The sequence below is a fragment of the Aquiflexum lacus genome (assembly GCF_015476655.1).
Lineage (GTDB): Bacteria > Bacteroidota > Bacteroidia > Cytophagales > Cyclobacteriaceae > Aquiflexum > Aquiflexum lacus.
In genome coordinates this window covers 35,555-58,520 of sequence record NZ_JABFHF010000020.1, presented here as the reverse complement: position 1 = coordinate 58,520, position 22,966 = coordinate 35,555, and the positions used below count along the sequence as shown (strand labels likewise).

The window sequence follows — 22,966 nt, the reverse complement described above, 5'->3', positions numbered from 1 at the left end:
AAGAAAACATGGGGCGGTCAGTGGTGACGGAAAGGATGGTTCCCCGAACTAACTTTAGCAATGGCGGACAGGTAATCGCTCCGAGATGCCCCACGTCTCCAAGCTGAATCACGTTCTCAAAAAGCTAAATCATAACCTAAGTATGGACAAAATTTTTGTTTATACCATAACTTCAAGTTAAAAGCCTATTCATGCCATAACTCAAAGTCATGGCACGAATCACCCTAAGCCAACTCCCTCAAATCAACAGGAACCACCCTGGAGACTCCTGCTTCAATCATGGTAATGCCATAAATGATGTCCGTGCTTGCCATGGTGCGCTTATTATGTGTGACGATGATAAATTGGGACTCCTTCGAAAAAGTCTGAATGATGTTGTTGAACTTGTCAATGTTGGCATCATCCAATGGGGCATCCACTTCATCAAAAATACAGAAAGGTGCAGGCTTCAGCAGGTAAATTGCAAAAAGCAGTGAGGTCGCTGTCAAGGTTTTTTCACCACCTGAAAGTTGATTGATGGTCAAGGGTCGTTTGCCTTTTGGTTTGGCCATAATTTCTATTGGACTTTCCAAAGGATTATCCGGATCGACCAAAGTCAGGTCACATTGGTCTTCATCGGTAAACAGGGAACGGAATACCTTGATAAAGTTTTCCTTGATTTTCCCAAAAGCATCGAGAAAAGTTTCCTTGGCTACCTGATCGATTTCTTTGATGGTTTCCACCAAGGAGTTTTTAGCTTTTACCAAATCCTCTTTTTGTTCAGTGATGAAAGTATGGCGAAGTTTGATTTCATCATAAGCTTCCATTGCCATCGGATTGATAGGACCAATTCTTTCCAGACGGTCTTTGGCCTTTTGGACAATTTCCCGCATATCAGCATCAGACATTTCAAGATAGGCTTCATCCAAATCAGGATTTTCTTCCATCAAGGTATCCAAGTCAATTTCAAATTCTACACTCAATCTTTCTTTTAGACTGGTCAATTTGAGTTTGACCTCATTGAGGGCCTGTTGAAATTCTTGGATCAAGGTATCCAAGGATTCTTTGGATTTCTGAAGTTCTCGGATCTGTTTATCAGTATTGTCTATTTCTCCCCGGCAGGCGTAATAATCCTTTTCTGCCTCTGTAACCCCTTTTTCAATGCCTTCTTTTTCTGCATAAAGCTCAATCAGCTCATCATCTTTGATTTCATTGTTGTCCAACAATCCTTTGATCTCAAGATCGATGGCGCTCTGTTCCATTTGGGATTTTTCAATCCTTTCCTTACTGCTTTCAAAGGCAGATTGCTTAAATTCAATTTCCTGATTGAGGCTGTTGACCCTATTGTTGTGCTGATGGTAGAGGATATTTTCCTGATTGAAGGCAGAAGATTTTTGGCTGAGACTTTCACTTTCAGTTTGTAGTTGTTCATTGACTACTTCCAGTTCTTCTTCCACTGATGCGAATAGTGATTTTTCTTTTTCGAGTTCTGGCCCGATAAACTCCAGGCTTTCCTGAATGGTCTCTATTCTTTCAAGAATATCCTCCCGTTTATTGGCATTGGAGGAAAGTAATTCACTCAACTGTTCTTTTCGGGTACGGATAGAAATAAACTCCTGATTGACCTCATTGAATTCCTGTTGGATCTTCTCTATGGCAGATTTGAAACTGACCTCTTTCAGTTTCAAAAGATCACTGATTTTTCCGTCCAAATTGGATCTAGTCGCAGAAACCTTCTTGTTCAGTTCTTTGATCTCTTTCTCCAGCTTTTCCAGGTTCTTTGCTCTACCAATCCTTTTTCCTTCAAATAAACCTACAGAACCTCCTGAAATACTGAATTTTCTTTTGGTAAACTTTCCGTTTTCCGTGATGAAAATTGCGGTTTTGTCTTGAGGAAAGTCCTGATATTCTCCTTTGACGATGTAGACATCATCCAAGATGAAACCAATCAGTTTGGCATATTTTTCATCATACTCAATGATTTCTGTTGCCGGTATGGCATTGGCAAAAAGCTTGGTTTGGGTAGGATGAAAGCTATTGAAATGTTCAAGGACAAAAAAATTGGCTTTGCCTTTGGCGGCATCGCTCAATAAGTTAACTGCTGCGATGGCTTGGGCTTCTGTCTCGACTACATAATAATTCATGTAGGTTTCCAGATAGTTTTCGATGGTCACCCGGTATTTTTCTTCCGTGGTCAGGATATCGGATAGGAGCGGGGTGTTTTTTCCCCAATCGGAATTTTTCTTTAGGAATTTGATGGCTTCAGGAAAGCCTTCCAAATTTTCAACCAGTGATTTGGTCAGGTTAAACTCATTTTGTTTGGCATCAAGTTTCCTAGACGTCTGCGTAATCTCTTCCCGAATCATATCTATGATCCTGTTGGATTCCTCAATTTTCTGGGATTGGTCTTCTTCTTTTGCCTTAATGATACTGAGCTTCTTGGTTTTATTCTCCAGCTGCGCTCTCAATATGACCAATTTATCTTCAAAATCAGACAAACTTGCTTCCTGACTGTTGTCATCAGAAGCTGTTTTTTCAAGTTCCTGTTTTAAGGTGGAAAGCTGGATTTGCTTGATTTCAAGGTCTTTTGAAAGTTGGTAAACTTTGTCTTTTGATTCTGAAAACTGACGGGAAAGCACTTTCTGCTTTTCCTGTGTAGTAGTCTGTTGGTTTTTTTGTGATTCGTAATCCCTTCTGAGTTCTTCTACAACAAATTCCTTTTCTGCCAATAATTTTGCAGCACTTTCTTTTTCCTGTTCCAAAGATCGGATGCTGAAACCTGCCCGGTCATTTGACTTGCGGTCAGCATCAATTTGTTCCCTGAGTTTTTGGGACCTGTCCTCCAAAAATCTCAGCCTTTCATTCTTGATTTTTTTATCACTTTCAAATTGCCGGATTTTATTGACATGCTCATTCAATGTCTTTTGTCTGGAAGAAAGGAGTTTTTCCTTTAGAATCAATTCCGATTTATTATGCTCCAAAAAGGCTTCTTTTTCAGCGATTTTGGTGTTAATTTCTAATTTCCGGTCAGTTTCTTCCTGAACTTTTTTATGAATTGAAATCAGGGAATCACTGTGTTTTTGCACAGATTTTTTGGCTAGGTTGATACTTGCCTCTTTATATTCCTGTTTGATTTCAAAATACCTTGCAGTCTGTTTTGCCTGTTTTTCAAGACTCTTCAGGTTTTTTTCAATTTCAAAAAGTACATCCTCAACACGCTCCAGATCCGCATCCGTATCCTCTAACTTTCTGAGTGTTTCCTTTTTTCTGGTTTTGAATTTGGATATTCCGGCTGCTTCCTCAAAAAGCTCTCTTCTTGAATTGTTCTTGTCATTGAGCAATTCATCGATCATTTTCAACTCTATGATGGCGTAGCTGTTGGAGTTGATGCCCGTATCCATAAATAGGTTGGTAATGTCCTTCAGCCTGCAGGTAACACCATTAAGCAGGTATTCACTTTCTCCACTTCGATAATACCTGCGGGTAATGGTAACGTGCGTGTATTCAGTTGGAAGTAGGTTTTTGGTGTTCTCGAAAGTGAGGGAAACCTCAGCAAGGTTGGTGGGCTTACGGTTTTTTGTTCCGTTAAAAATCACATTTTCCATTTTGTCTGACCGGAGCATCCTTGACTTTTGCTCACCCAAGACCCATCTAATGGCATCTACCACATTGGACTTGCCACAGCCGTTTGGCCCTACAACTCCAGTAATCCCCTTGTCAAAATGTATGACCATCCGGTCACCAAAACTTTTAAATCCCTTAATCTCCAGCTTACTCAGCAGCATCCTGTAATTGTTGAAATTGAATACCAGACAAATTTACTTTAATTCAGAAATTAAGCAAGGATGGAGGAGAAAGGATGAAGGATTAATGCATCTTCTTTCAGAACGGGCTTTTCGTATCCCTATTTTTTCTGTGACGCTTTAGCGAAGTGAGGAATCTTTTAGGGAAAGTCAGGATTCTTTCTAAGGACCTTTTTTCCAAAGTAACTTGCCTCAATAAGATCAACTATTTCTTCATTTATTGATTTTCCCCAATTTAATTTGGGTTTTTGCATTTTTCAATTTTTATGGAGACTTCAAATTTTCTAAATTCCAACTGAAAATTTAAATGTTTTTCTATAACATTTTAGACATCAATTTTATGAATAGAGGCTTCAGGAGATTTCATAAATTCAAGAAAATGAAAATGTTTCTTTTTTGGATATTGACTATATGTTTTTTGGTTTCCTCCTGTAAAACCGCACCCGTCAGAAGAGAAATTAATTCCACAGCTCAAATCCAATACCTGAACCCTGAAAATAAATTCATGAAAGTCCATATGAAGGATGGAAGTGTGTTTATTTTGAATTTTTGGTTTTTGGATGACGTGCAAAATAATCTTTCAGGTTATGGCGAACTACTAAATATTCAGAGAAGGGTTGTTGAAAGGAGGATAAGGCCAGACAACAGAAAAGAAATAGTAGATCCTTTTACTTTTTCACTTGATGAGGTAGCACTTGTAGAAACTAATGACCCTGGAAATTCCTTGGGAGGTGGTCTTGGTTTTACCACAGCCCTTATAGGAGGTGTTGCTGTACTTTGCATTCTTAGCCCCAAGACCTGTTTTGGTTCTTGTCCGACTTTTTATGCAGAGACTGATGATACATTAAGGATTTTGGCAGAAGGTTTTTCAACAAGCATCTTACCATCTCTTGAAAAAAATGATGTCGACATGCTGTATGAGGCAAAATACAAAAAAGATTTTCAACTGACACTGACCAATGAAGCATTGGAAACCCACTCGATAAGATATGCCAATATTCTGTGTTTTGAAAAAGAGGCACATCAAAGGGTCTTTGCAAGTCCTAAGGGTGACTTTTTCCTCACTGAAAACTCCAGAATCCCAAAGGATTGTAAAAGTCCCCAAGGTGATTGCTTGGAAGAGGTAAAGCTATTGGACCACAAAGAGTACTTTTCGGAAAGCGACCCGACCAACCTCCATTCAAAAGAAGAGCTGATTTTGGATTTTGATATTGAGAAGCCTGGAAATTTTGGATTGGTTCTTGGAAAGCGGCAGACCATGATGACTACCTATTTGCTGTATCAAGGATTGGCTTATATGGGTAAATCGGTTTCTTATTTTTTGGCACAACATGAACTTGGAAATATGGAAAAAAAGCCGGGGATTTTTGAAATGTTGGGTGGCGTTGAAATTTATTTTCAAAATCAGAATTTGGAATGGGAATATGCAGGAGAGGTAAATGAAACAGGCCCGATTGCGACTGATTTTAATATGGTTGAAATCGGTGAAGTTCCTCAAGGAAAATTAAAGATTAAATTACTGATGAACAAAGGTTTATGGAGAATAGATTATCTTACTTTAGTAGACATAGATTCTCAGGTTGAGCCAACAGTTGTGAGTCCTTATGCTGCTGAAAATATACATGGTAAGGAGAAAGAGCCCTTGTCCAAACTCATGGATCCCGAAGAATTTCTTGTGACTTATCCGGGCGAAAAGTTTTTGATTAACTATCGATTGCCTTTCGATCATGCTGAGCTATTCTTGGATTCCAAGGGTTTTTACTTGGAGTGGATAAGAGAAGATTGGATAAAAGAGCAGAATTTCAGGAAACTGAACCAAATGGTCAACAACCCTTCAATTTACTTGAAGAAGGTTGCTAAAGAGTACAAAAGAGTAGAACCTGTCATGGAAGAAGCATTTTGGAACAGCCGTTATGTATACTGAACAAATATTGAAGAATTTAGCCATATTATTGATGGCTTTTGGATTATTAGCCTGTGGCAGTGCGATCAAAGCACCCAAAGGTTCGGTACCGACTTTGGATAAAATTTCTGAAACTGCCAACGGTGGTTGGTTGACTTTTTATGATGGCAGTCAAGAAATTTCGGGTGAACTCATTGGATTTAAGGACGATTCATTGTTTGTTTTAAGCAACCAGAAATTATTGTCTTATTCCCAAAACAATATTCAAAATGCCAGAATGGTTTTTTATAACACCAAAGCAGATAACTACGCTATTTGGACAGGTGTCAACTCATTATTTACACTTAGCAATGGTATGTTATTGATTTTCACTTTGCCAATCAATTTAATAGTGGGAGGGGCAGTGACTTCAGGGGAATATAAAAGATTAAATTATATGGACTTTCCTGACTACTCATGGACCGAATTCCAAAAATTTTCCAGATTTCCCCAAGGACTATTGGATACCATTGACAGAAAAGAATTGGAGTTGTAGCTTCTTTAGTGATGTATGGATAGGACCTAGGGTTTCTAGTGTTGAAAAATCTACCTATCTTTAGAAGCACTAAAATTTACCACAGTGGACGCAGGCAATATTATTTACATTATCGCAATCATTATTTATTTTATCTATACTGCTGTCAAAAAGGGACAAAAGCCTCAGGATTTGGAAGGCCAAGATAATTTGCCTACTGATACCCAAAATGAAAGGAAACCTGTTTCTTTTGAAGATCTCCTAAAAGAAATCAGGTCCGGTCAGCAAGAAAGAAAAAAAGATCTACAGCAAACAGGACAGGGAACATCCGCCCAAACTAAACCCGTACCTCAGCAAGCTACTGTAAATAGAGAATTTGAACCTCAAAGAGACATTATGAGAGGTGACAGGCCCCGTTCCAAAGCTTATGGTGACTATGAAGGTACAGGGGCTGAAATCGAAAAGCCAAAGATAAAAACCTTGGATGAACAGGTGAGTCTTACGGCATCCGTAGAAGGTATCAAATCAAGTATTACTACTGATAGAATAAAGACCACTAAAACAAGAAGCAGATATGCTGAAATGCTCAGTAACCCTGCAACCATTAAAGATGCTGTGGTCTTAAGTGAGATATTGAACAGAAAAAAATTTTAAACATCTTCATCATTTATTTTTAAATCTTAAGGCCTGCGAACAAGTGACTAGGTTAGTCTTTTAATGCTATTTTTTTACATAGACTGATTTTTTCCAATCTTTAGGTTTGTCTATTGATATTGACTTTTTCAAAAACAAACTATATGAAAACCTGTTATTTTTTTGTGATTTTAAAAAAACATAAAATCCAATCAAGTTCACTATACCGTATATCCAATTATGAAAACAACTATCAACATTAAATCGGGATCCCTTTCTGAAGCCAGAAGAGATTTTCTAAAAAAGTCAGGTTCCTTAGCAGTAATGTCCATGTTCGGAGTAGCATTTTTCACCTCTTGTTCCTCCGATGATATGGATCCTGATATGGGATCACCCACTACTCCCCCCGCTACAGGGAATGGTATCAATGTGACAGCCGAGGCTGTGACTGTGGATTTGGCCGTTGCTTCGAATCTTGCTGCTACAGGAGGATGGGCATTGGTCACTGCAGCAAGAGTTTTGATTGTCAATATGGGCAACAATAATTTTAATGCCCTCACTTCGGTTTGTACCCACTCGCAATGCGATAGAAATTGGACCTTTACCAATGATGTATTCACTTGTACCTGTCATGGGTCGAGGTTCAATACAAATGGATCTGTTGTCAATGGACCTGCAACACAAGCTTTGAGATCTTATCCTGCAACAGTCACCAATAATGTGCTGACCGTAGATTTAGGATAATGAAAAAGCGTATTTATTTATTCTCGATTCTTTCGTTTCTAATTTTCCCAGAAAAAGTCCTAAGCCAAGTATTTAAAACTGAAAAAGGCAATGTGGAATTTCTTTCCAAAGCCTCCCTGAACGAATTTACAGGGAAATCATCAGACCTTAACGGATTGGTGGATTTGGAGAAAAACTTGCTGGACTTCTTTATTGATCTGAATACCTTAAGAACAGGTATAGGGCTTAGGGACAGACATATGAGAGAAAATTACCTGGAAACAAAAAAATATCCTTATGCAGAATTTACGGGTAAAATTGGCACCGAAATAAATCTTGTCGTTGGTCAAAGCAAAAGTGTAATCGCAAAAGGGAAATTCAAAATACACGGGGTAGAAAGAGAAATTGAAGTACCTGGAAAATTAACCGCTATTTCAGATTCTGAACTACAATTGGAAGCTAAGTTTACCGTATTGCTCAGTGATTATAATATCGATATTCCAACGGTTGTGTTTTATGAATTGGCAGAAGATCAAATTGTGTCTATTAGAGCCATACTTAAAAAATAAAGATGAAAAAGACTATATTATTTTTGATAATCAGTTGTTTGCCACTCTTGGTGAAAGCTCAATTGGAAAGAAAGCCTGCGACTGATGTACAAGATGTTGAATTGATATTCCATGCACCTAGACATATCAATTTGTTGACCGTAGAGCCATTGGATAAGAAAACGCTCCAATTTGCCATCATGCACACTTTTGGAACCTTGGACGGTGGTATTCAGAATCTTTATGGTTTGGACAACGGTGCAAATATTCAGTTCAGTTTTGAATATGCATTAAATGATAAATTCTCTTTGGGAGCCGCAAGACAAAGTAGGGATAAGATTTACAATCTTTATGGCAGATACCACATCCTGAAGCAAACACAGGATAATAAAATGCCTTTTTCACTTTCGTTGATGGGTGGGGCAGGTGTAAATACTTCCAATTACAGCTTTTTGCAGGAAAGTAATCCAACTTTTGCGGAGAGAAGTTCCTTTGCTTTTCAGATGATGGGAGCGAGAAAGTTCACTGATAGAATCAGTGTTCAGGTCAGCCCAATGCTGGCCTATTTTGTTGACCCTAATCCCATCTTTCTGATAGAAGGTGACCAAAATCTTTATTTGGCACTTGGATTTAGTGGTAAATACAAAATCTCCGGTAAATCTTCCCTGACCCTACAATGGATTCCTAACCTAAATAATAACCTTAGAAATAACCTCGGAGTTGGTATTGACTTGGAAGCGGGCGGTCATGTGTTCCAAATGTATTTTGTGACTTCCCAAGCGCTAAATGAACAATACCTGTTGGCAGGAGGAAACGGAGTGCCTGGTGAAGGTTTTAGGATTGGTTTTAATGTGAACAGGGTTTTTGCGACGGGAAGAAGAAAAAGTAAGTAATAATTTTTGCGACACTCTTTGTCATTTGGAAAGATGATGTAAAAGGAATTTTCTATCTTTTGCCATAATTATTGAATTATGGCGCAGGCAAATACTATTGAACAACAAAAAATTTTAAGGGTTTTCAAACTGATTAATTTACTTCGAGGTAATATCGGGAAACCCGTTCACCGACTCGCAGAGTCACTTGATACTGATCCTAGGACAATCTACAGATATTTCAAATTGTTGGAAGCCTTGGGATTTGAGATTGAAAAAAAGCATTCCAAGTTTAGGATTGTAGACCGAGTGGAAAGTCCCAATGAGTATGCTTACGGTACTTTCAATGAGGAAGAGATCCAATTGATGAATGAGCTCATTCAGAAAAGCAGTAAGAAAAATCTTCTGAAGGATTCCATACTACAAAAAATCAATATCAGGTCGGACTTCCGACATAGTGTGGAGCAGTTGTTCAATGCCAACCTTGGTGTTTTTGTGGATCTTTTATCAAGATCTATTAAAGACCAAAACCAAGTAATTTTGAGGGACTATTATTCTTTGAGTTCTGATTCAGTGACAGATAGGTTGATAGAACCTGTTGCTTTCAACAAGAACTTTGACTCTATCTATGCTTTGGAAGTAGAAAGCAAAGAGATGAAAATGTTCAAGATCGAAAGGATTGGGGAGGTGCTGTTGACTTCAAAACCTTATAGGTTTCAATCTTTGCATCAATCTTTAGAACAAGGATTGTTCGGATTTTCAGGTAAGAACCAATTTTATATACATCTCAAACTCAGCAAAAAAGCCTATCAGCTGATGATGGAAGAATATCCTGACGCCAAGCCACTGACATATATCAAAAACCGCAACCAATATTACTTTGAAGGTGAAATCCCCCAGTTGCCGGGTTTGGCAAGGTTTATCTTGGGATTGCCGGGGGAAATTAAGGTGATAGAAGGAGAGGAGTTGAAAGAATATTTGAATGAGCAGATTGAAAAGTTAGGATTTTGAGGGTATTGAAATAAAGGAGGACTTTTAAGAGTTAAATAAATTTTTTCTCATTTCAGAAAAGACCCACGAAATCCTATTTAACATAGACAATCTCAATCAGATTTTTTAATTCTTAACAATTTTTAATTTAGGCCAAAGAAGATTTTCGGTATTTTCAAAGGATGAAATACCTTTTTCAAATTTTCTGGCTTTTTGCAATTCTATCTGCTTGTAGTTCAAAGTCAGATAGTGGAAATTTAATTTCTGACTACCATTTTATAATTAAGGATTCCATCCGGATAGACTATCAGGGCAACTTCTTTATGCTGGATTTTGAACCTGAGTCAGGTCTATTTCTTGCAAGGAACAATAGAACAGAGGAATATTTGTTTTTAGATGACTTTGGATCTATTCTCCACCGTTTTAACCTTCAGCAAGATGGTCCAAATGCCATTTCAATGGCTCAAGGTGTAGGTTTTCTGGATAGCAAGTTTACGGTAATGGATTCAAATAAAGGAATTATTCAGTTTAGCAATGATGGTGAAATCGTTCATCAGATTGATATTCCCAAAGAATATTTCTACATCAATGGTTTGAATGGTGTCGCAAATTGGTTTGGGGAAGAACTGATGTATTACCGACCTGAAAGAGGGGAGGTTAGTTTGGAAAATCCGATTTCATTTTTCAAAAAATTGTATCAAAGTCCTTTACTTGAGATTTTTGATCTCAAAACAAAAACCATTAGAAATACCATGGAATTTCCACCGGGAACTATATATGAGGATGGGAATTTTTACCAATGGACCTTTCCGAGCTTGGTCAAGGTGTCTGAAGAGGAATGGTTGATTTACTTCTTGGCAGAAAGGAAATATCATGTTTATCATAAAGAAGCTTGGGAGTTGGTGTATCAAAAAACAATAGATCTCGATATTGCCAATGCGGTGAACACAATAGGAGTACCTATCGAAAATTGGGAAGATTACTATGAAAAGTCAAAGTTCAATGTTTTTGGGAGAATTGAACGTCTCTATGCGCTTGATGAGGAGATTTTGGTGGTCTACACCAAAGGTGTTCCTGAAGATATCGCGAGAACCAATTATTCGGAAAATATGCAAGAGCGGGCGGAATTTATCAATCGCATTCCACGATATGCTGCGGTTTTGGATAAATCCCACCAAATGCTGCAAAAAGACATTCCATTGCCCAAAGGAATGATTTTTTCCACTGTTGTCAACAATAAAGGTCAAATCATTGCCCTCAAAGACCAGGAATATTTTGGTGTAGAGGAGGATGTGGTTACTTTATATAAGGTTGAAATTGGGAAAAGCAATTGATACAAATTTTGAATAAAAGCAATCAAAGTAATTGCCAGTAGCTATCCATCAAAACAAGGAAAGCTATTAAATAAAGACTTTGCCTTGTCACCTCGATCCCGATAGCTATCGTGGAGAGAGGTCTTGAACTCAAAAGCTGAACAGATTTCTCTCTACGTTCAAATTGACAAGGAAAAGCTTTATTCCATGGATTTATCAATTGTCTCCAACATCCCGCTTACCCCATACTTGGTACTTGGTTCATTGTACTTGGTTCATTGTACTTGGTACATTTTCCCTTCATCCTTTCTCCTTCATCCTTTCCTTATCCCTGATGCTCATCCCTCAGCAAATCATTCACCGTCTTCACCGGATTAAAGGTGATCAAAGGAACTTCTACAAAGACCGTATTCCAACCTGCCATGGCACCGTTCCAAAGTCCGGGGAGTTCCAAAGCTTTGAGGTCACGTCCACTTTTTGATTTTTCGGTGATAAAGCCAGTACGCATATCCCTGAATTTGAGCAGATCAAACTTTTCACCTTTGTAGTTTTTGGTAGCACAGACCAAGTCCACAGGGTTGAAATGGGTGGAAGATTTGAATATTTCTTTTTGTTCGGGATTGTCCAAATCTATTTGGGCTGTTTCGGCTATCTGTAAAGATAAGGTCCCGTCATCCTCTTTAACCCAAAATGGACCACCTCCAGGCTCTCCGGTATTTTTCACCATACCACAGACTCTCAATGGCCTGTTAAGCTTTTTATGCAAATACTTATGTTTTTCCTCCGAAGTCAAACCATGGTAACTCTTGGGCAATTTTCCGCCCAAGTCTTGGGTAATAACTGATTCAGCTTGTGCAATGGCATTTTCTCCAGAATCAACATCGAGCTTTTTCAAAGCTTCGAATACTTTTTCCTGAACCTCCAATAGCAAGCCACCGATAGCAGTTTTATATTCTTTTGTGGGGCTTTTCAATCTATCAGGTACTTCGTTGTCAATATTTTTGATGAAAATCACATCTCCGTCAATTTCATTGAGATTTTCCAACAAGGCTCCATGGCCTGCGGGTCTGAACAGGATGCTTCCGTCTTCTTCCCTAAAAGGCGTATTGTCCATATTCACTGCAATGGTATCTGTTGACTTTTTCTGCTGGGAATAAGAAACTTCAAATTTCACTCTGTATTCCTTCTCAAGCTTTGGCTGTACCTGCGCAACTTCTTCTTTGAATTTTGACTCATGTTCGGGCGAAACGGTAAAGTGCAGCCTAACGGTATTCCCTTTACCCAATCCATAAAGAATCCCTTCCATAAAATGCTCATAGGTAGGTGTCCTGTCGTGGTCTGAGTAATGATGGAATTTCAACAAACCTTTTGGCAATTGACCGTAGCCGAGGCCTTCTTCATTCAAAAGATGCGAAATCACCATTTGGTGCTGTCCTGATTCCATGGCTTTTTTGATACTGCTTCCTGCTTTTTCCAAGCTTTTGTTGAGGTCATCGTAAAAGGCAAATTTTTCAATCTGTTGGAAAAATTTCTGAACAAAACTGCTTTTGGAAATATCTCCATCCCCTTCCAGGAATGAAAACAGGTCCTTGAACATCCTTGAAGCAGCACCACTGGCAGGGACAAATTTCACCACCTCTTTTTGAGCAGCTGTTTTGGGATAAGTATCTAAATAATGTTTGAGTTCAGTTTCTGTCAAGGCCTTAATTCCGTCGCCAATTGTGGCAGCTCCTACTATGGATAAAAAAGGAAAACCTTCCTTAAAGTTGGTCAGCTGTTCCTTTACGTTTTCAAGTGACATGCCCTGATCTAATATTTGCTTTTCTAGCTTTGCATCCATGGTTTTGTATTTATTGTTTTAAAACCTTTAATATATACATTGGAAATGGCTTAATCAAAGGCTTTTTCCCAATTATCGCCTTTAAACCTTTGAATCCTATTTTGATGAAAGACTTGCTTCAAATAATAAAATTCTTGCCTAAAAATTTCATTCATCCACAATTATACTAAACTTTATTTTTTCACCGGATCTTTTTTGGGCTAAAATATTTAGAGAATGTATATCAACCTGAAGAATCCGTGGATAGCCTCCTGTAACCTGTGCATCCCGCATCAAAACAATGAGATTGCCTGAGGGAGTCAATTGCACCGTTCCTGGATAAACCGGGGAGGTCAAAATAGGCGGTATATCATTTTCAATGGTTTCTTCCAACTGATAAGCCATCCTGTTGATCATTTCAGATACGGTAAATGTTTTACTCAAGATTCTATTATGCAAAAGCTTGGGAAGTTGGTCCCATTCCGGTCCTGCAAAAACTTTGATGTCACTTTCTTTGTACCAATTGGCTTTAATTTTGGAATGTGAATTCTCAGGAGGAAAATACCGGTCCTCATACAAGTAGGTGATGGTATCCCCTTTGACCACTTTATCTCTAGGGGTCACACCAGGATACCAACTTCGGCTTTTTCCGACCATTTCTGATTCTAAACCTCCCTGCACTCCCATGTACAGCCATTGTCTTCTTCTGAATTTTTTCACCTCAACGATACTGTCTTCACCAATTTCGTACACTTTGCCCAATTTTATGGGTTTTTCATTGAGATAGATATCCGCTTCTGCGCCAGCAAAGGCAATCCTAGTTGGCATTTCAAAAATCATTTTCGGTCCTACATGTGCCATTTCGAGTACAGCTGCATTTTCCGGATTGTGAAGCAAGTGATTGACCAAAGTCATCGAAATCCGATCCATCACTCCTGCATAAGGAACTCCAAAGTGCACCATGTCATATCTGGCCCAATCCTGCACAGATGTCATCATGCCAGGTTGATGGAAATGGATATATGCCGGTGTCTTTATCATGATTTGATTAGCTGTATACCTGCCTTTGGTTTGGAAATCATGTTTTTATATTCTTCCACAGAAATGGGTTGGAACTTGATTTTGTCACCGATGCTTGGAAATTTTTCCTTAAAATTGTTCGTTGAAAAAAACTGAAGAGGCGATCTACCTATGGCGTACCAGCCACCGGGACTGTCCATGGGATAAATTCCCGTCTGTTTTCCGCCAATGGCAACAGTACCTGTCTGAATCAATCTTTCAGGAAGATCTTTTCTTGGCGTATGTAATCTGGAATCCAAGCCAGCCAAATACATGAAGCCTGGTAAGAATCCATAAAAATGCAAAGTATAGCTTCCTGCTGAATGGATCTTTATGACCTCTTCTATACTCAATTGGTGCAAGTTTGCGAGCTTCTCCAAATCTTTCCCAAAAGAAGGATCATAACAAACAGGGATTCCCCAAGTTTTAAATGAGTGGCATTTAACTGATTTAGGTAATTGTGTGATTTCTTCAAGGATGTCATCACAATCAGTTGCAGTGATTTCAATTTTTAGTTTTAGGGAAAGGGTATTGAATCCCATCCTTATTTCCCTTATTCCTTCACCATATTCTTTCCATAAAAAATCCTTGACCAAAAGCTGTTCTCCCAAGATAGAATCAGAAATTTCCTGTGGCCATGATATTTCAATCAGTTTTTTATGAATCCTAAAAATTTTGAGCTGCATCGCTACAAGTTAAAGTATTTATAGATGTTTTTCAAAATCTCCAAGGCGTTTGGATTGTCACCGTGAATACAGATGGTGTCAGCCTGAACAGAAATCGTATTCCCTGTTACAGTTCTGATTTTTGCCTGTTCTACCATTGACTTAACATGTTCTAGGACTTTATCAGGATCAGTAATCACTGCATTGGATTCAGTCCTGCTGACCAAGCTTCCATCGTCGTTATAATTCCTGTCAGCGAAAACTTCTCTTTTGATGGGGATACCCCTTTCTTCAGCCAATTGTAATATCAAGGACTTTGGAGGACAATAGAGATTAGATCCTGTAAATTGATCTTCGACAACATCCAGAATCATGGAGGCAGTCAAAAGGTCCGCGGCCGAGAAATTATACAAGGCCCCGTGTAGTTTGATATGGTGGATTTTTGTGTTTTGCGCTTTAACCAGATTCTGAAAAAGAGTCAATTGAGAACTCAAACTCCTTTTCAATAATTCCAGGGTTATATCCATCTTCAATCTCCCAAAATTAGGTAGATCGGGGTAGGAGGGGTGGGCACCGATTTTTACCTGATGCTTTTTGGCAAGTCTGATGGTTTCTTTGATCGTTTGATCATTTCCTGCATGTCCACCACAGGCAATGTTGCAACTTTCTAAATATGGCATCAAGAGCTCATCATTGGAAAGGCCCTCTCCCAAATCACAATTAATATCAAAAGGGAAGTTTTGTCTGTTCATTATGGTAAATTTAGGAATTAATTCCTCAATTTTATTTTGGTGGTTTTATCAAATAAGTCTAAAATATGAATACCAGCCTCATGCAAGTTGAGAACTCTTTCTATGAAAATGGCTAGAATCCCGGTAGCTATCAGGGCGAAGATGGAAGAAGGAAATTTATGGTACTTCTGTCTTCAGACTTCCGTCCTGATTGTAATATCATATTAGGTCACTGGCAGCAAAGATGAGTATAACCAAAAACCAATAATTCTATGTTCGAATTTAATCCAGACAAACATTATCCCAAAGAAACTGAAAGCCGGGTAGTCATTCGATTTCAGGATTGCGATCCTCTAAGACACCTGAATAATGCCAAATATTTTGATTACTTCTTCAATGCCCGGGAAGACCAAGTCCCCAAATTATATGGCGTAGAAATGTTTGACATGATTCAAAAGTACAAAGCTGCCTGGGTAGTCTATAACCACAACATATCCTATGTCAGGCCTGCACAGGTAGGAGAGTGGGTGAGAATCATGAGCAGGTTGCTATGGTATAATGAAAATACGGTGGTTGTCGAATATTACATGACCGACGATACCAAAAAGGAACTTAAAACTGTGCTTTGGACCACGATGCGCTATGTTACCCTCAAGGAAGGGAAATCCACAGATCACTTGGGAAGTATCCTGGAGTTTCTTAAAGCGACCTCAGAAAACCTTGATATTTCAAACATGACCATCAAAGACAGGGTGAAAAGTCTGAAATCAAAATTGCTGGAAAGTTGATTTAGCCCATTCTTGCTCGATAGAGAACGGAACCTGTACACTAGCGTACAGGTTTTTTTTGGTATAGATTTTTGGCACATCTTACTGAAAAAAATATTCAGATTAAATTTTTATAAAAAGTGGATAAGGATGCAACCTTTTAGATATCAGGATATCTGCGGTTTTTACCAAAACCTGTCCGCTTTCTGAACAATGTCGGAATCAAGTGTACTTTGGTGATACAGGTTTTTGGGTTATTTATTTCATTTAGGTTTAGGGGGCAATCTGGGTTTTAACAATTATTTAATTTTCATAGCAGTTGACCTATGTCCAAATGGGCATGTGGATGCTGGTTGGTACAGATAATGGATAATGGAGAGTACCAACTTAAACAACTACAATTATGAAAAAATTACTCACACTCGCTTTGGCCGCTACACTAGGTGTGGCCACCTTAGCAAACGCTTCAAATGAAGATTTTAAAACAACCTCATCTGTAAAAGCAACGGAAAAGAAGGTCAGCATTACCTTGAGAGAAGGTCTTGGAAAAGTCAGACTGGCAATTTTAAACAGTGATGGCAAAAAGCTTCATCAACAATTTGTAAAAGTCACAAATGATGTAATGGTTCCTTATGATTTATCACAGCTTCCGGCAGGAGAATATCAGGTGATGATTGAAAGTAATATCAAAGAACCAAGTCATGATGTTGCCATTTTTACCGTAGAAACTAAAGAGAGTATTTCATCATACCCTTTAGTAGCCTATGGTAAAGTAATTGACAATGATTCTTTCAAACTATTGGTAATCGGATTGGATGAGCCTGGGGTTCAGGTAGAGATCTTTGATCAAAAAGGGAGAACTATTTTCACCGAAAATATCAATCAGGCAGAAGGTTTTTCAAAAGTGTATCACCTTGATAACTTGACCACCAAAGATGTATCCATCAAAGTGACCGATAAAATTGGAAGAACCAAAAATCTTTACCTGTAAACTTAACCACTATTTTAACCTTAGCCCCGGAGTTGATGCTTCGGGGCTTTTTTTTTACACCAACGGCCTAAACCAACTAGATTTTTTTTACATTTTTGAATGTTCAATTCTAGAAGTAAACCCAAATAATGATTAATGATCAGACAAAGCTTATGAAATTCAAAAATCAATTTACGCTATTGACGATTACCCTGATGCTGTGGTCAGTCAATTTGATGGCACAGGAAAAAGTAGACCTCAATATGGTTTACAAAATCAAATCTGAAGGTATCGGTAACTCTCAAATTCAGGACCTTTCGTTTCATTTGACTGATTACCTCGGACCAAGGTTGTCAGGATCTACCAACCTTAGGAATGCCAGAAATTGGGCGGTGGATAAATTCAGGGATTGGGGATTGAGCAATGTGAGGATTGATTCTTATGGGGATTTTGGTAGGGGATGGAATGTCAAGAAATCCTATATCGCCATGAAAGAGCCATATTATGCCCAGGTCATTGGCTACCCAAAGGCTTGGACAGATGGGACAGCGGGATTATTGGATACTGAGGTGATGCTATTGGAAATCTCCACTGCTGATGATTTTGTCAAGTACAAAGGAAAGCTGAAAGGCAAGGTGGTGATCACTCCTGCAAACCTGACAAACAACCCTGCATTTGAAGCAGAGGCCAAGAGATTGACAGACCAGGAATTGGAAGATAGAAAAGTCATCAACATAGGCGGTGGCGGAGGAAGATATACTCCGGAGATGTTGGCCCAGTTGAGAGCGGAGCGAGATTTGGACCAGAGGCTAACAGCTTTTTTATTGGAAGAAGAGGTAGGACTGAGACTTACCGGAACGAGGGGGAGTTTTGGAACCGTATTCCACACAAGGGCAGGTTCTTTTAGTAAAGAGAAAAATAAAACTGTTCCCGAAATGGAAATCTCCTCGGAACACCATGGAAGGATTTATAGGTTATTGAAAAACGGAAAGTCAGTTAAAATTGAAGCTGAGATAGAAGTGGAATGGTTGGATGATGACTACAGCGGTTACAATGTACTCGCAGAAATCCCGGGAACAGACAAGAACCTGAAACCTGAAATAGTGATGTTGGGAGCACATTTGGACAGTTGGCATGCAGGTACAGGAGGCAATGATAACGCTGCCGGAGTTGCAGTGATGATGGAAGCCATCAGGATATTGAAAGCATTGAATTACCAACCAAAAAGGACGATCAGAATTGCGCTTTGGGGTGAAGAAGAACAGGGACTTTTTGGTTCAAGGGGTTATGTACAGAAGTATGTGGCAGACAGGAATTCCAAAGAAAAAAAGGCGGAATGGGACAAGATTTCCGCATATTATAATTTGGATAATGGTTCAGGTAAAATCAGGGGAATTTACCTGGAAGGAAATGACCAATTGGTCCCTGTCTTTGAAAAATGGTTTGAGCCTTTTCATGACATGGGTGCCAAAACCATTACTTTGAGAAATACAGGTTCAACTGACCACGTTGCATTTGAGGCTGTGGGTGTACCAGGATTTCAGTTTATACAGGATCCCATTGACTATGGAAAAGGCTACCATACCAATATGGATGTGTATGAAAGGATGCAGTTGAGTGACATGACCCAAGCAGCCGTTATCATTGCTTCTATGATTTACCATACTGACCAAAGGCCTGAAAAATTGCCAAGAAAGCCTTGGGATTAATATAGTCCTCATGACATATTTTCTGGGATTTGTCTTCCGTTTCTATTAATGGATTGAATTTTTGTCCGTTGTCCGATGACGGATGTTGGGATAGATAAAGATTAAAAAATCATGTTTGAAGAAGCTAAGCGTAAAGATTCAAAAAGATTATATTAGGGGAAGCTGAATTTGCTACCCCTTTTTTTATTGTCAAGGAAGACAACGATTGTATTTGATATCAGTTAATAAAGGAGAGACATTGATTTAATTTAGATAAATACCCTTTCCATAAAAGGATATTTCTGCCGTAAACAGAATATAAATTTAAGATTGCTTATAAAATTGGTATATTTCAGGATAAATTCGATTTGTAATTTTATTTCCCCAATTATTGTTTTGAAACCCACAAACCCAAATATACAATGTATCAAGTTACAAGAACGATTTTTAACGAAGAGCATGAACTCTTTCGACAGTCCGTAAGGGATTTTATTGCTAAGGAAATTATTCCCAACAATGCCGATTGGGAAAAAAGCAAAATGGTGAGCAGAGAATCATGGAAAAAACTCGGCGACAATGGATTCCTCTGTCTTCAGGCATCAGAAACCTATGGAGGTATGGGAATTCAGGATTTCAGGTTCAATGCCATTTTCATCGAAGAACTAGGGCTTTCAGGTTGTTCCGGACCGGCGATAGGTTATCCACTGCACAGTGATATCGTTTTTCCTTATATCCAACATTACGGAACTGAAGCAGCCAAATCCAAATACATACCAGGTATGGTCAGCGGGGATTTGATAGGTGCCATAGCCATGACAGAACCCGGAGCAGGTTCAGATCTTCAAGCGATCAGGTCGACAGCAGAAGATAAAGGAGACCACTATCTGATCAATGGATCAAAGACTTTTATCACCAATGGCTTCCTCTGTGATATTGCAGTGGTTGCCGCTAAGACCGACCCTACCAAAGGAGCGAAAGGAATCAGCTTGTTTATTGTGGACAAGGATATGGATGGTTTTTCCAAAGGAGTGCCATTTGAAAAAGTAGGTCTCCATGCACAGGATACCTGTGAATTGTTTTTCGAAGACGTGAAGGTGCCAAAAGAAAATCTCTTGGGCAAAGTAGGAGAAGGGTTCAAATACCTGATGACTGAATTGGCCCAGGAAAGGTTGATCGTAGCATTGGCTGCTGTGGCATTGGCAGAATCGACTTTTTTATCCACCATAGAATATGTCAAAAACAGGGCAGCATTTGGGAAAATGGTTTCTGATTTCCAGAATACCCGCTTCAAATTGGCTGAAATGGGAGCTAAATTGGAGCAGGGTAGAATCTATGTGGATCACTTGGTGATGTTGCACAATGACAAGAAAGTAGATGGGGCAATGGCCTCTTCGGCAAAATACCTCATGTCCGAACTTCAATGCAATGTTTCTGATGAATGTGTGCAACTTCACGGCGGCTATGGCTATATGTGGGATTATGCTGTAGCCAGGGCTTTTGCAGATGCAAGGGTACAGCGGATTTATGCGGGCACCAATGAGATTATGAAGGAATTGATTGCCAGGAAGATATTGGGGTGATTTAGATTAAATTTTAAAATTATGATTTTTAAAACCCCTGAAATAAAATAGAAACCGGAGAATGGTGTAGATACCGAAAGTGATTTAAATTCAAGAAATTGATGCGATATTAGAGGATACTTGTTGATATTGAAATCGCAGCGGTGCGTAGATCCCGAACGATTTTATTCTTGATTCCTTGTTCATGCGACTTGTCCGGTGGCAGCTCACTGCATACTGACTGTCACACGGCGATTGTTCCAAACTGCCTAATACCCAAAAAGCCTGCTACCCTCTGCAGCCTACTGAAAACTGCCCACTGCGACTGTAAACTTCCTTATCCCAACTTTTTTAAAATGCATTATTCTTTTATATTTAGTGATCTTAAATTTTAGATTAAAAACCTGCCGGCAGGCAGGCCCTAAATTATTTCAAACCCAAAATAAATAATCCTCTATGCATAATTTCCCTTGGTTCAAGTTTTACCCTGAAGGAGTAGAAACTGAAATTAATGTTAAAGCTTATAGTTCTGTAGTCAATCTTTTTGAGGAAAGTGTCCGGAAATACGGAGACGCCATAGCCTATGAATGTATGGGAAAAACCATCACTTTTAATGATGTTGATCGGCTTTCCCAACATTTTGCATCCTACCTACAGCATGAACTCAATATGAAAAAAGGGGACAGGGTAGCCATACAGATGCCAAACTGCCTTCAATATCCAGTAGTTATGTTTGGTGTCCTGAGAGCAGGAATGGTCGTAGTCAATGCCAATCCACTTTATACTCCAAGGGAAATGAAGCATCAGTTCGAAGATGCAGGTGCAGATGCAATTGTCATACTTGCAAATTTTGCCTCTAACCTTGAAAAAATCAGACAGGAGATCAAAGCCCAGCATGTGATTGTTACCGAATTGGGAGATATGCTTGGAGGCTTGAAAGGTACAATTGTGAACCTTGTAGTGAAACATGTGAAAAAAATGGTTCCAGCCTACCACCTTCCCAGGGCCATAACTTGGAAAAAGGTCATGTTAAGAGGCGCTTCCAAACCCTATAAAAGGGAGGAGATGACTTTGGAAGATCCTGCTTTTTTACAATATACAGGAGGAACCACGGGGGTTTCCAAAGGTGCTGAATTGACCCATGCCAATATCGTGGCCAATATGCAGCAGATCTCCGAATGGATGAAGCCTAAATTGAAAGAAAAAGAAGAAATTGTAATAACTGCTTTGCCACTTTATCACATTTTTGCATTGACGGTCAACTGTCTTGCGATGATGAAAATTGGTGCCCATAATGTATTGATAACCAATCCAAGAGATATGCCTGGCTTTATCAAAGAATTAGGTAAACATAAATTCACAGTTATTACAGGAGTCAATACATTGTTCAATGGATTGATGAACAATGAAGCTTTTTCCAAATTGGATTTTTCCTCTCTGAAAGTTGCAGTTGGTGGGGGGATGGCAGTGCAGCAGGCCACAGCAGAAAAATGGCAGAAAATCACCGGCGTGCCATTGGCTGAAGGCTATGGTTTGACAGAAACCTCTCCGGTAGCAACCTGTAATGCAATAGATGGAACTGAAAGAATTGGAACAATCGGAATTCCTCTCCCCAATACGGATGTCAAAATCATTGATGATGATGGGAAAGATGTTCAAGTTGGTGAAAAAGGCGAGATTTGTATCAAAGGTCCTCAGGTGATGAAAGGATACTGGAATAGACCTGACGAAACCGCCAAGGTGATGGATGGAGATTGGTTCAAGACCGGGGATATTGCTGTGATTGACAAAGATGGATTTGTGAAAATTGTGGACAGGAAAAAAGAAATGATTCTCGTTTCAGGATTCAATGTCTATCCCAATGAGGTGGAGAACGCCATTGCCATGCATCCCAAAGTATTGGAAACAGGCGTCATAGGTATGCCCGATGATAAATCCACCGAAAAGGTAGTTGCCTATGTGGTTTCTAAAGACAAATCGCTCACTCCTGAAGAACTGATTGCCCATTGCAGGGAACAGTTGACAAGCTACAAAGTGCCAAGAGAGGTGTATTTTGCCGATGAATTGCCCAAAACAAATGTGGGGAAAATTCTAAGACGAAAAATAAAAGAAATGCACGAAAAGACAGTTGCTCGTTGATATATAAAAGATAGGGAGTGCCGGATTCCCACCGGCATTCTTTTAAAAAGGGGCAATCATTGAGGTTGGTTTATATTGAGATTGGAAGATTGGAATATTGAAAAATTTCTTAGTTTTCAGCATTTCTTTCATAAAAAAAATAGAGCTGGTAAATTTCTTTCTCCCAAATCGATGAAGCTCTTTAGAGCTCTGCTCTCATTTGATTTCCACCTGATTCAATATCTAGGAGTATCCATCAATATCCTCTAATATCAATTAATATCAACCAAATATCCCCGATCAATCTCGCTC

At 39.0% G+C, this 22,966-nt stretch carries 18 protein-coding genes; 13 read left to right on the top strand and 5 right to left on the bottom strand.

Features of this window, described 5'->3' with window-relative positions:
* Window positions 1–224 precede the first annotated feature (224 nt).
* Complete coding sequence (smc, locus tag HMJ38_RS17065) at window positions 225–3,764, bottom strand: chromosome segregation protein SMC (protein WP_194975638.1); 3,540 nt, start codon at window positions 3,762–3,764, stop codon at window positions 225–227.
* A 397-nt stretch (window positions 3,765–4,161) separates the two neighbouring features.
* Here smc and HMJ38_RS17060 point away from each other — a divergent pair, with 397 nt between their 5' ends.
* From HMJ38_RS17060 to HMJ38_RS17025, 8 genes are all read left to right on the top strand, one after another.
* Window positions 4,162–5,706, top strand: coding sequence for a hypothetical protein (locus HMJ38_RS17060; RefSeq protein ID WP_194975637.1), 1,545 nt, complete (start codon window positions 4,162–4,164; stop codon window positions 5,704–5,706).
* Complete coding sequence (locus HMJ38_RS17055; RefSeq protein ID WP_194975636.1) at window positions 5,696–6,220, top strand: hypothetical protein; 525 nt, start codon at window positions 5,696–5,698, stop codon at window positions 6,218–6,220. Before HMJ38_RS17060 ends, HMJ38_RS17055 begins: the two co-directional genes overlap by 11 nt.
* Before the next feature lie 84 nt (window positions 6,221–6,304).
* On the top strand, window positions 6,305–6,853 hold the full coding sequence (locus HMJ38_RS17050; protein ID WP_194975635.1) for a hypothetical protein: 549 nt from the start codon (window positions 6,305–6,307) through the stop codon (window positions 6,851–6,853).
* A 219-nt stretch (window positions 6,854–7,072) separates the two neighbouring features.
* The gene (locus HMJ38_RS17045; RefSeq protein ID WP_194975634.1) at window positions 7,073–7,576 is read left to right on the top strand and encodes a QcrA and Rieske domain-containing protein; all 504 of its coding nucleotides are present in this window, start codon (window positions 7,073–7,075) and stop codon (window positions 7,574–7,576) included.
* Complete coding sequence (locus tag HMJ38_RS17040) at window positions 7,576–8,124, top strand: YceI family protein (RefSeq protein ID WP_194975633.1); 549 nt, start codon at window positions 7,576–7,578, stop codon at window positions 8,122–8,124. Before HMJ38_RS17045 ends, HMJ38_RS17040 begins: the two co-directional genes overlap by 1 nt.
* Window positions 8,125–8,126: 2 nt before the next feature.
* Window positions 8,127–8,996, top strand: a complete 870-nt coding sequence (locus HMJ38_RS17035; protein ID WP_194975632.1) for a DUF5777 family beta-barrel protein — start codon at window positions 8,127–8,129, stop codon at window positions 8,994–8,996.
* A 78-nt stretch (window positions 8,997–9,074) separates the two neighbouring features.
* Complete coding sequence (locus tag HMJ38_RS17030; protein ID WP_194975631.1) at window positions 9,075–9,986, top strand: helix-turn-helix transcriptional regulator; 912 nt, start codon at window positions 9,075–9,077, stop codon at window positions 9,984–9,986.
* A gap of 161 nt (window positions 9,987–10,147) precedes the next feature.
* The gene (locus tag HMJ38_RS17025) at window positions 10,148–11,299 is read left to right on the top strand and encodes a hypothetical protein (protein WP_194975630.1); all 1,152 of its coding nucleotides are present in this window, start codon (window positions 10,148–10,150) and stop codon (window positions 11,297–11,299) included.
* 304 nt (window positions 11,300–11,603) lie between these two features.
* On the opposite strand, the gene HMJ38_RS17020 is transcribed toward HMJ38_RS17025, so the two are convergent.
* From HMJ38_RS17020 to pxpA, 4 genes are all read right to left on the bottom strand, one after another.
* A complete protein-coding gene (locus HMJ38_RS17020; protein WP_194975629.1) occupies window positions 11,604–13,118 on the bottom strand; it encodes a DUF4301 family protein in 1,515 nt (504 codons plus the stop codon).
* 147 nt (window positions 13,119–13,265) lie between these two features.
* Window positions 13,266–14,138: a 5-oxoprolinase subunit C family protein gene (locus HMJ38_RS17015; protein ID WP_194975628.1), complete on the bottom strand. Its 873-nt coding sequence runs from the start codon at window positions 14,136–14,138 to the stop codon at window positions 13,266–13,268.
* Window positions 14,135–14,842: a 5-oxoprolinase subunit B family protein gene (locus HMJ38_RS17010; RefSeq protein ID WP_194975627.1), complete on the bottom strand. Its 708-nt coding sequence runs from the start codon at window positions 14,840–14,842 to the stop codon at window positions 14,135–14,137. Before HMJ38_RS17010 ends, HMJ38_RS17015 begins: the two co-directional genes overlap by 4 nt.
* 2 nt (window positions 14,843–14,844) lie before the next feature.
* Entirely contained in the window at window positions 14,845–15,573 is a 729-nt protein-coding gene (gene pxpA / locus HMJ38_RS17005; protein WP_194975626.1) for a 5-oxoprolinase subunit PxpA, read from the bottom strand.
* 251 nt (window positions 15,574–15,824) lie between these two features.
* On the opposite strand from pxpA, the gene HMJ38_RS17000 reads away from it, so the two are divergent.
* From HMJ38_RS17000 to HMJ38_RS16980, 5 genes are all read left to right on the top strand, one after another.
* A complete protein-coding gene (locus HMJ38_RS17000) occupies window positions 15,825–16,340 on the top strand; it encodes an acyl-CoA thioesterase (RefSeq protein ID WP_194975625.1) in 516 nt (171 codons plus the stop codon).
* Window positions 16,341–16,722: 382 nt separating this feature from the next.
* On the top strand, window positions 16,723–17,310 hold the full coding sequence (locus tag HMJ38_RS16995) for a DUF3244 domain-containing protein (protein ID WP_194975624.1): 588 nt from the start codon (window positions 16,723–16,725) through the stop codon (window positions 17,308–17,310).
* Window positions 17,311–17,462: 152 nt separating this feature from the next.
* Window positions 17,463–18,998: a M20/M25/M40 family metallo-hydrolase gene (locus HMJ38_RS16990; RefSeq protein WP_194975623.1), complete on the top strand. Its 1,536-nt coding sequence runs from the start codon at window positions 17,463–17,465 to the stop codon at window positions 18,996–18,998.
* Between the two features lie 401 nt (window positions 18,999–19,399).
* Window positions 19,400–20,557 (top strand): acyl-CoA dehydrogenase family protein, encoded by a 1,158-nt coding sequence (locus tag HMJ38_RS16985; protein ID WP_194975622.1) that lies wholly within the window; start codon window positions 19,400–19,402, stop codon window positions 20,555–20,557.
* A 435-nt stretch (window positions 20,558–20,992) separates the two neighbouring features.
* Window positions 20,993–22,675, top strand: coding sequence for an AMP-binding protein (locus tag HMJ38_RS16980; protein ID WP_194975621.1), 1,683 nt, complete (start codon window positions 20,993–20,995; stop codon window positions 22,673–22,675).
* Window positions 22,676–22,966: the final 291 nt, after the last annotated feature.